At 56.2% G+C, this 9,926-nt stretch carries 6 protein-coding genes and 1 pseudogene; all 7 read right to left on the bottom strand.

Annotation, left to right across the window (positions count from 1 at the left end):
• Nucleotides 1-430: 430 nt before the first annotated feature.
• Nucleotides 431-1,816 carry an LLM class flavin-dependent oxidoreductase gene (locus FXB38_RS41460; protein ID WP_148756631.1) on the bottom strand — a complete coding sequence of 462 codons (1,386 nt, stop codon included), beginning with the start codon at nucleotides 1,814-1,816 and terminating at the stop codon, nucleotides 431-433.
• A gap of 63 nt (nucleotides 1,817-1,879) precedes the next feature.
• The gene (locus tag FXB38_RS41455; RefSeq protein WP_148756630.1) at nucleotides 1,880-2,650 is read right to left on the bottom strand and encodes a class I SAM-dependent methyltransferase; all 771 of its coding nucleotides are present in this window, start codon (nucleotides 2,648-2,650) and stop codon (nucleotides 1,880-1,882) included.
• Between the two features lie 2 nt (nucleotides 2,651-2,652).
• Nucleotides 2,653-3,141, bottom strand: a complete 489-nt coding sequence (locus FXB38_RS45265) for a GNAT family N-acetyltransferase (protein ID WP_148756629.1) — start codon at nucleotides 3,139-3,141, stop codon at nucleotides 2,653-2,655.
• A 24-nt stretch (nucleotides 3,142-3,165) separates the two neighbouring features.
• Nucleotides 3,166-4,431 (bottom strand): aminotransferase-like domain-containing protein, encoded by a 1,266-nt coding sequence (locus tag FXB38_RS41445; RefSeq protein ID WP_148756628.1) that lies wholly within the window; start codon nucleotides 4,429-4,431, stop codon nucleotides 3,166-3,168.
• Nucleotides 4,428-5,027, bottom strand: coding sequence for a CDP-alcohol phosphatidyltransferase family protein (locus tag FXB38_RS41440; protein WP_148756627.1), 600 nt, complete (start codon nucleotides 5,025-5,027; stop codon nucleotides 4,428-4,430). The genes FXB38_RS41445 and FXB38_RS41440 overlap by 4 nt, the downstream gene beginning before the upstream one ends.
• Nucleotides 5,028-5,038: 11 nt before the next feature.
• Nucleotides 5,039-5,848: a phosphocholine cytidylyltransferase family protein gene (locus tag FXB38_RS41435; RefSeq protein WP_148756632.1), complete on the bottom strand. Its 810-nt coding sequence runs from the start codon at nucleotides 5,846-5,848 to the stop codon at nucleotides 5,039-5,041.
• Nucleotides 5,849-6,213: 365 nt separating this feature from the next.
• Nucleotides 6,214-7,403 (bottom strand): annotated as a pseudogene (locus tag FXB38_RS41430) (pyridoxal phosphate-dependent aminotransferase).
• Nucleotides 7,404-9,926: the final 2,523 nt, after the last annotated feature.

The following is a 9,926-nucleotide window of genomic DNA, read 5'->3' as shown; positions in this document are numbered from 1 at the left end:
CACTGTGCAGAGCCACTAGTTCGGCGATCAGGACATCACCAAAAACGCTGGCGACCGATCTGGTGAGTGCGCCGAGTACAACTGCTGAATATGGGGGGTTTTGACCATACTCGGTTGCATTGATGCTAAAGTCGCCCCACTTGGTCGCAGGACAAATCGGAACTTTTGACATTGGAACCTCCTTTTGCAGATTGATGAGACACTGGAGCCCGCTAAGAGACGAAAGCGAGCCTGCTTGCCCTCTCTGACCACTGCGATGCCAAGCGGTTGGAGCAGACCTAAGGCGCGCAGCATTTCTGCTGGCGACGTCAGCGCGTCGATCAGTGCCGTTGGTGTGAGCAGGTCTGTTTCTATGATAGTCGGCCGGTCAAATGCAGTCTCAACCGAAGAAACCGACGCTCGCGCAGTCATGTCCGACATCTTTTATTGTCTACGGTTCGATCCGACTATGCAGCGGCAGTTCGTCAGGCCGATCACTTGCATAGACGTGCGACATATCGGGAGGATGTCGGAGGCCCAGCTTCTCACGCAGAGTGCCTGTGCGGATGGCAGAAGAAAGCAGGCCGCGGCGTTGCAATTCCGGGATGACCAAGTCCTTAAAGTCGTTCATCGAACTCGGCAGCAAAGGCGGCATGACGTTGAAACCATCCGCAGCGCGGGTACTGACCCACTCTTCGATGCAATCGGCAATTGTTGCGGCTGTACCCACGACCTGCAAATGACCTCGAGCTCCTGCGAAGCGCATGAACATCTGCCGAATTGTCAGAGAATCGCGCCTCGCGGTCGCGACAAACAATTTCTGCCTGCTCTTGCTTGAGTTGGTTGCGTCAATAACTGACGGAAGCATGTCGTCGAGAGCAAGCCCTGACAGGTCGAGACCACCGAGGCGGCTAATGAAAGGAATGCCAACGTCCGGATGCAAGAGAGACTGCAGGCTTTCAAAGCGATCCTCGGCTTCGCCCTGGGTTCGCCCGACTACTGGAAATATGCCGGGCATGATAATGAGATCTTCTTCGCCGCGATCATAGCGCTGGAGTCGTGCCTTCAACTTCGCATAGAAATCTCTTGCATCTGCGAGATTGTCTTGGGCAGTGAACACGACGTCGGCCGTCGCCGCAGCAAGATCTTGACCATCTTCCGACGATCCTGCTTGAACGATTACCGGATGACCTTGTGGCGATCTGGGAATGTTCAATGGGCCTCGAACCGAGAAGAATTCTCCCCGATGGTCAAGCACATGCATCTTACTCGGCTCGAAATAGAGTCCCGATTCCTTGTCGCGGACGAATGCATGGTCATCCCAGCTATCCCATAGGCCCTTCACAACAGAGACGAACTCCCGGGCACGACGATATCTCGCCTCGTGGGGCGGAAGATCGTCACTGGATAAATTGAGCGCCTCGAACCTATTCGCCGAGGTAACGACATTCCACCCCGCCCGACCATCGCTCAGATGATCGAGCGAAGCGAATCTGCGTGCGACTTGATAGGGATCATTATAGGACGTGGAGGCCGTCGCTACCAAACCGACTGCCTGTGTGAATGGCGCTAGAGCAGACAGAAGGACGATGGGATCGTAACACTCCGAGCGCGCATTGCGGCTGATCATTGGGAGGTTGTCCGAGGTGATACCAAGAGTGTCGGCAAGAAAGACAAAGTCGAAGAAGTTGCGATCCGCAGTGGTCACAACATCGACATACCGCTTGAACGCCATCCCCCGCGCCGAGGTCGCGTCGGGATGCCGCCACGCGGCCTCGTGGGAACCGTCGACTATGAGGAACAAACCTAATTTGATGTGACGTGTTCGCTTCGCCATTATAGTCCTCCTCATGCTCGCCAACGAAAAATGCTAAAGCCCCGGCTCCGTCGCGCTGGCTCCTTAGCTTTTGGTCACTTTGTAAGTCCAGGCCCTTGTTCGCCAGGCTGTCCTAAATGATCGGACGCTGCTGACCCGAGCGCGAATGTCCTCTAGAAGAGCGAACCATGCCATCGGCCCAATTTGGCTTGGAACGTAATGTGCCGATCGCCAAGTCGCCATGAAGGTCTCCGGCGACATCTCGTGCCAATCTACGCGATCGCAATAAATCAACGGCACGAAGTGTGAGGAAGTCTCGATAGGCTGGACAGCCGTCTCAGCATTTGTAAACGTCTGAGAGATGGCAGAGGAAGATGCACGGACGAGTTCGTCAATAGAACGTTGAAAGGCATCAACCAGTAAGTCTCTCGGGTTCCAGAGCACCGTGAGGAAGCCGCCTGGTCTAAGGATGCGATTACATTCCCTGAGCGTTCGCTGCGCGTCGAGGAACTGAAATGCGTTTCCGATTAGGATCCAACTCGCGCTCTCGTCGATCAGCCCGGTTTCTTCAGCCGTACCGCAGCGCCATTCGAACAGGTCGCCTCCGCGACCAAGACGCCGAGCCTCGGTGCGCATTATCGCCTCGGGCTCGATGGCCCATCCTTCATGGTTGAGCGACACCAGCGTCGCTGTCAAATTCCCTGTACCTGCGCACAGATCAACCACATTCCGTTGATTTTTCTTGATGTGGAGACCTGCAGATAGCGTTCTCAGAAGTTCTGGGGAATGCGGCGGGCGTTGACTGTAATCGTGAGCACTCGTCGTGAACGCACCCCATTGGATCGCAGTGTCCATCGTCAAGCCCTTCTGTTGTCGGCGCTGTTTGACGCGGGGTCCCGCTTGCTAAGCTTCAGTTCATATAGGCCCACAAGGCCGGCGATGTGATGCGGGACGCAGCTCGCAACCGGTGCAAACCCGAGTTTCTTGTAGAAGCCACTGACGTGTTCTTGTGCGTAAAGCCAGACTGAGGTTTCTCTATCCGCGATCAGATTGCATGCGGTTTCAACGAGCTGACGTCCAACTCCAGTTCCACGCAAATGGCCGATAACTGCGACACCGCGAACCCGCCAAGCGGCGGCGCCGCCTAGTGGGGGAGGCGCTGGCTCTCTAACCGCCGACGCAACTCCGAGCAATTGATCTTGCGATATCGCGGCGACGTGGATGCTGTCCGATAGAAGATCGCCGCCTGTAATTGTATCCTTCGGATGTCTTTTCGGCCGGAGTTCTGATGTTCGCAGCGGGACAACGGCCGAAAGAGGAACACGTGTTATTGACACTTTGTACATATCCTCCTCCTTAGCCTTGTGCCTTCAGCGCAACGGCTTCGATCGGGTTTCCCTTGGCCGTCTGGATCTCCCGTCCAGAAGTTTATCCAGGAGTGAGAGTCCAAGTGTGGGGTCATTGAACGGGCTTTCCTTGGCCTTCTGAATCTCCCATCCCAGAAGTTTATCCAGGATTGAGAGTCCAACGGTGAGGTCATTGGTCGTCGGCGGCGCCGTAAGCGACACCCGGACTGCGTTTGGAACGCGGGAGTCGCTGACAGCGAAAACGTCTGCGGGGCGTATGAGGATGCCGCATAGTTTTGCGGCGTTCACAAGGGCATGCCGCTCAACACGATCCGGCAAAGGCATCCAAACGTGGAGCGATCCAGGCTTCGTAACGTACTCGGTAGCTGTTAAGATCTCGGATGCGATCGCATGGCGTTCGCGAATATCCGCCCTTACGGCATCGATAATTTGTTGCGCAAGGCCGGTGCGTATCCAATGGTTTATAGTGAGAGAGGATAGAGCGTTCGGAAACCACCAGGACAACCTCTGTACCGGTGCCACTAATTCCCGTGCGCGGTCAGCACTCGGCGCAAGTAGATAGGCAAATCGTAAACCCATCGCAAAGCACTTGGAGACGCTCATGCAATACCAGGTAATGTCCGGCGCAAAGGCGGCTATCGGTGGCGGGGCATCGGGATGTAGAAAGCCGAGTACGTCGTCCTCAATAATCGAAATCCCAAGTCTCCTACACGTCTCCGCGAGGTGGACCCTGCGGGCACCGCCCATCACCGCAGTCGTTGGATTGTGGACAGTAGGATTACAGAATAGAACTCGCTGGCCCGTTCTTCCGAGACAGCCCTCCTCAAGAGCTTCGGGAATTATTCCCTCTTGATCAACCGGTACACCGATGGGCTTCAACCCAGCGCGCGTGGCAAGTTGTTTCAACACGGCATAGGTGATTGATTCAGTGAACAAGGTCGCTCCGGGCTCCATTGTTCCAAATAGTAGGTTCAACGCGCTCTGCGTGCCATTCGTCACAACAATCCGTTCAGGGTCGAGCTCTTGCTCAAACCGGCCACGCAGCCAGCGCGATCCGCATTCAACATCTTCCCTTGCTCCGCCCGGGCGGTTGTGACGGATATCCATCGTGGTCGTATCCGCGCGACACATTTGCCGAAACGCTTCTTCAAGAGCCCGGTGTATAATGTGCGGTGCGGGCGGTAGGGCCGTAGTCAGGTCGATCGCAAACTTCGGGCTGGACTCAGGCATCAGCTCCTCCAAACGGTTATGCCGCGGCTGTTCGTTCATATTCTCGTTGCCAATACGATAGATGCCCCAACGCAGAACGCGGTGACGACGAGGTACATGAAGCCAGCCGTCTTCGGCACTCGGAGCGGGACAATGTGCAGGACAGCAAGTACAACGAGGACAAACGCGAGCAGATTGGGGAAGATCGCCTCGGGGATGACCGAACGGAGCAAGAATACGATTGCGGTTGCCGGTACCGCGTAGGTGGTCGGCACGCCGATGAACCGGCCGCCCGGAGATCCGAATACGTTGAAGTAGCTTAGTCGCAAGGCGCTGGCTACGACGAGAACAGTTCCTGCGGCGACGGTAACCGTTGAACCATGGCCGACAATTATCGACGTTATAGCCGGAAAGACACCGGCACTCACCAGATCAGCGAGCGAGTCTAGATTTTTGCCAACCTGTCCTGTCTCCGCAGCGCGGCCTTGCGTTCGCTGGGCTACAACGCCGTCGAGGTGATCGGCAAGCAACGCCCAAAGCACAATGGCTACTCCGGCCTCCAGACGGCCGGCGATCGCAAAGTTGATTCCGATGACCGAGAGCATTAGACCTGCTGCAGTCACAGCGTTGGCCGGATCGATAAGCTGGCGCAACATTGGAACTGCCCTCAACCAACGATCGGGTGCTCGAACGACCCGTCTGACGAGCGCGGCGATGCTGTTGCGAAGATGCTTTCAGCGATGCGCAAGTCGTCCGCGCTGTCGATCTCATACCAACGAAGATCGTCGCAGCGCACTGCGGCAAGCTGTAGTCTGCCTCTCTCGATGAGACCGGCGAGCAGCTCCTCGGTGTACGTCTGTGTGCCACCGGAACCGATGATGTCATCCAGCGAGGGGACAATCGTCTGTCTCAGCGTAGTGGAATTAAGCCGCAGTATATTCATTGTTTTGAAAAGTGCCGGGCCGTCCGCGTCGAGCTTCGCTGCCGTCTGCTTCATCCGGAATTCAGAAATAAGTCCATGCTCTGAGAGCGTTACGGCGGACCCTTCCATGCTCGACTCGAATGGTGCAACCGCGGCTAAATCGAGAGCATCGGAAACATTGAGATAACGTAGCACGTCCTCCTCAAAGAAGACGTCGCCTTCCAAGAGGTAGCAGTCTCCGGACAGAAGCGCCTTACGCGCCAGCCAGAGGGAATAGGCACTGCCGGTGCGGTCGAAAACGGTTGACTCGACATAGTTGATCTTAAGTCTGCCAAAGCGATTTCCACAGGCATACTGAATGGCGTCCTTGCGGTAGCCGACGACGATTGTCACGTCTTCGACGCCAACTGCCTCCAGGTTTCGCAGGGCATTGTGAAGGATCGGTGTGCCGTTGACCTTGATCAGGGGCTTCGGGCACAAATCCGTCAGCGGTCGCAGGCGAGAGCCGGAGCCGGCGGCGAGAATGACGGCCTTCTTGGGAGCATTGGTGGTCATTTTGGGTGTTTTCATCGTTGCAATCGTTGCGCGATATCCTGTCGTCATTCCCAAGCCTTGAGAATCTCCACAAGGCGGTTGAGCCCGGCTTCGAGTTGTTTAGTTGAACGTGTCGCCGCGGGACGCGATTATATTTTCCTTCGATAGCCGTTGCCGACAGTTGTTTAGACGCCGCCAAACCAGGCGAGATTGTCGCGCGAGTTGTGCAAGATCGGTGTGTCATGTACATCTGTTAGGGGCTTTAACAGTGTTTCGGTCATAGGTACGCAGGCGCGGGCCGTACCCCGATGCGAGGATGATGGCGTGGTTTGGCCTATCAGGTACTATGTAACCCTCTTCTCAAGGCCCCTTGCGGAGCCGATAACTTAATTCCAAGTGTCTAGAGTTGCGGTAAGACGCCGCAAGCCTTGGTCGAGTAAGTGGAGATCGATGCCGTAGGAGAGACGGATCCCGGCGGGGTCGCCAAAAGCTGTGCCAGACACCGTTGCGACACCAGCATCCATCAGCAGCGTGCCAACGACATTATCGGCATTTAGGTCGCGACCATTGGCCTTGGCGGACCGCTGCAAGCCGCCGAGATCGAGATAGAAGTAGAATCCACCTTGGGCGGCTGGCTGGGGCACCGAACTCAGCGCTGAAAGAATCGACAGCCCGAGTGCCCGCGCGTCGCTAACTTGACGCTGCAATTGCAGTTGAAAAGCAGGATCACCGGACTCCAGATGATGGAGCAGCGCATGCTGGGCAATGACATTGGGATTGGAGGTTGTATGGCTTTGTAGCGCCTTAACTGCGCTGATGACCGCCTTGGGACCGGCGAGATAGCCAATCCGCCAGCCGGTGAGGGCCAATGACTTCGAGAACGAATTGACGATCAACGTACGATCGCGTGCGCGAGGCGCCAGCGTGACGATCGGATGATGGACATGTGGGGCGTGGGCGAAAGCCCCGTAGCATTCATCGAAGATGATCCAGAGCTCATGGTCGATGGCTAGCTGAGCCATGTTGGCAAGAGCGTCACGGTCATAGACGGCCCCAGTCGGGTTGTTTGGCGTGTTGATCAGGATCGCCTTAGTCTTTCGCGTAACGGCCGCCGTAAGGTCCGCAAGCCTCGGCACAAAGTTACTGTTCCTTGTCTCGATAAAGACGGGCGTGCCGCCGGCAACGATGATCTGAGCTGGGAAGGTGGTCCAGTAGGGGGCGGGGATCAGCACTTCGTCGCCGGGATTCACAATGACCATAGCTGCGTTAAGAGCGCCTGTTTAGCGCCTGTCGTCACCGCGATTTCATCTGCTGACCAGGGCTGGGCGGTTTCGGCGGAAATCTTGCGAGCAAGCGCATGGCGCAACTCCATCAGACCGAGCGTGTCGGTATAGCGGTTGATGTTGCAGTTAATTGCGGCGATCGCGCCCTCGCGCACTGATGGAGCCGTGTGGCTCCAGATCTCTCCGGCGGTCAGATCGATGATTTCCTTGCCACTCGCGGCAACTGCTTTGGCGGCAGCACTCGCCGCCGCGGTGCCCGACGATTTGAACAAGGCTGTCCGTTGTGCCAACATGAGCGCCTCCGTCGATTTAGTATGTCGCTTTGGTTGTTGCTGCGGTGCGGGGTCTTCGGTTTCTTGAAAGACGGATCTCACATCTCAAGAAGGTCAGATCATCATTCGCCATTGGCGTTTCTTCTTGAACGAAATTGAGCTAGTCGCTGTTTGCCAGTAACTGGATAGGCATTGAGTTGAGCAAGGGATCGGGGTTGATATAGTGCAGCAATGTACAAATCGGCCGCGTAAGAGGTTCGCGCCATTCGACGGTACGTCCAATTTCAGGAGGGAAAACGTGTGCTTTGGTGAGGAGTGCCGCGGAGTGTGACAGTAAGGCAGCCGGCTTCATGGCAGTGGTCTTTCGAGAATGAGTCTGTTGCAGGGTGGACGGGAAGCTATTGCCTAGGTCAAGAGGATGAAGATAGCGCTTCCGCACGGGCAAGTTCGTCGTACCACAACAGCTCGAAGACCTCGTCTGGCGTGGCAAAATGTGGCTCAATTTTCCTCAGTGATGAGGCGACCGCAGACCTGACACATCGCCGCTGTTGCAGCGCGCCCGGAGTGGCTCTCCCGGACCACTGTGGAAGGTCAGCCAACGTTCGGAGCTGCTGCCGAGAACAGATTTTGGTTGATGTTGCATGCCGAATACCTGCAAATGACGTTTCAACTAGCTCGACTTGATCAGCTCGATGCTCATCGATCAAATCGCAGTTTCCGTCATCTCGATCAATTACCAGCGTTGGTAGTTGACCCGAGCACAGCATTTTGCATGCCCACAATAGGAGTGAGGACAGACGTCGCGGACAAGTCCTAACAATCAAAGACTGAAGCTCAAAGCAGGCAGCGCAATGGCCAAAACCTGCAGAGGGTGGTCACGCAGCTCGGGCCGAGGTTGGTTGTCGGTGACGTCCAATTCGAGGGCAGCAGTTCGTCCAGCCGATTAACTGGATGGACGGCGACCGTGGCAATAAATTGCCGGTAATTGAAGGCTCTCCTACACGCTTATGCCTTTGAGGTGAGGGAGTAGAATTATGTCGGCGCCAAGCGAATGGTTTGCGATCGCTTCCCCTTGTTTCTAGGCGCCACTGCGCTGTGTAGGGCTCACCGCACTTTCACAAGTACGGGCTCGGCAAAACCCCTGTTGGTGAGCGATCGTTTCTCGGCCAGAACTGCAGCGTACGGTCTCGCGCAATACGGAAGCGACCACGTAGCCAAAATTGAGTGACGTGCCGACTCCGGTGCCGAACATCCCGCCGGCGAACTGAACGGAAGATTTGGCGTCGCGTGGTGGGCTCGTACAGGAACTCAACCAACGTGCATGGAGACAACTATTCATATCGTCATCGCGGCGGCCTCCACGGGAAAGCGTAGCAAAGCCGCCGGTGAGATGGCGCGCCCGACACTGCGCGTCCGAGGGTCGATCGGATGGTCGGGAGCCTATCCTCATCAAGGGAGGACGAGCCCTGGCAGATCATAGAGAAACATTTGTTGGAATGGACGTTGCGAAGCTGCGCCATCGCGATTGTGGAGACGGGCCGGGAGAGAGAGGTTCGCTTCTTCGGTGAGGTCGACGCGTCGACGACCGGCATGCGCCGGGTCATTGAACGGATTGCCAGCTTCAGAGGACTGATGCGGCGAGCACCTGATGAACCACGATGATTTGGAAGTGTCACAATCATTGCTGTTGCCCTGCGACCGATCGACGGAACGTCGGCGACTAGGAGATCGGACTTGTGAGGCGTTACTTCGGGAGGCAGAAGACCCGTCAAGCTCGAATCCGGTGCGATCTCGACATCTTGCCGGGAACGGCTGAAATCCTGAACGCGCATAGACACGGAATCGCAGCTTGATGATCATGAGAACATGTATGAACCAAGAGCCTCTCGGATCGGGCACCTTGAGGCATGCTCATCTCATCGTCGGGAGCGCGCGGTCTCAAGTTCGATGAAGTGCGCTTGATGGTTTCCTTACGTGCCAATCTTCGGCGTCGTAAATTTTCCACCGGCAATTGCAATCTTTTGGCCCGTTCGTCGCGGTCTTGCTTCCGAAACTCGCGCTCGCGGCGCTCGAATTTGGTTAGCTCGTTATTCGCGGCTCGCATGAACTCAGCGTGCGAGGTACTGGCGCTTTGAGTGCGGGTGGGCATACTCGTCTCCTGACAATTTGGTCAAAAACGTAAACCGAAGTGCCGGCGAGTGGCCCTGAAACTTATATCATTTGAGCACGCAACGAAAACCGCAACGAATTGGATGAAAACACCGTAAACAAAAACGCAGTACAAACACCTAACGAAGCACGACAAATCAAAAACTTGACGGCTTTCGTCTCGTAGCCTGGGCGATGGCTTGGCGCTCGACGAGGCCCCAAAAGGCGGCCCGAGCGGATGGAACAGGCGCCGCCAGCCTAGTCGGATTGGATCGAATTGCGGATCGTGGCCGGGTGAGCCCTTCGTCTGGACCAAGAAAAAGGTCCGCCAACGCCGCTTCACAGGCTGACGTATCACTCAGCTCTGATTCCGGGTACTAGGGTCTGTACCTAAAT

Origin of the sequence: Bradyrhizobium cytisi, from assembly GCF_008123515.1 — a bacterium.
Taxonomy (GTDB): Bacteria; Pseudomonadota; Alphaproteobacteria; order Rhizobiales; family Xanthobacteraceae; genus Bradyrhizobium; species Bradyrhizobium cytisi.
Note: the sequence above shows the minus strand (reverse complement) of the source record. Positions and strands in the feature narration are given on the sequence as shown.

Excerpts from the sequence above, each read along its gene's own strand:
- FXB38_RS41435 (WP_148756632.1), bottom strand. The coding sequence starts at position 5,848 with ATGACCACCAATGCTCCCAAGAAGGCCGTCATTCTCGCCGCCGGCTCC.
- FXB38_RS41460 (WP_148756631.1), bottom strand. The coding sequence starts at position 1,816 with ATGGCGAAGCGAACACGTCACATCAAATTAGGTTTGTTCCTCATAGTC.
- FXB38_RS41445 (WP_148756628.1), bottom strand. The coding sequence starts at position 4,431 with ATGAACGAACAGCCGCGGCATAACCGTTTGGAGGAGCTGATGCCTGAG.
- FXB38_RS41455 (WP_148756630.1), bottom strand. The coding sequence starts at position 2,650 with ATGGACACTGCGATCCAATGGGGTGCGTTCACGACGAGTGCTCACGAT.
- FXB38_RS41440 (WP_148756627.1), bottom strand. The coding sequence starts at position 5,027 with ATGTTGCGCCAGCTTATCGATCCGGCCAACGCTGTGACTGCAGCAGGT.
- FXB38_RS45265 (WP_148756629.1), bottom strand. The coding sequence starts at position 3,141 with ATGTACAAAGTGTCAATAACACGTGTTCCTCTTTCGGCCGTTGTCCCG.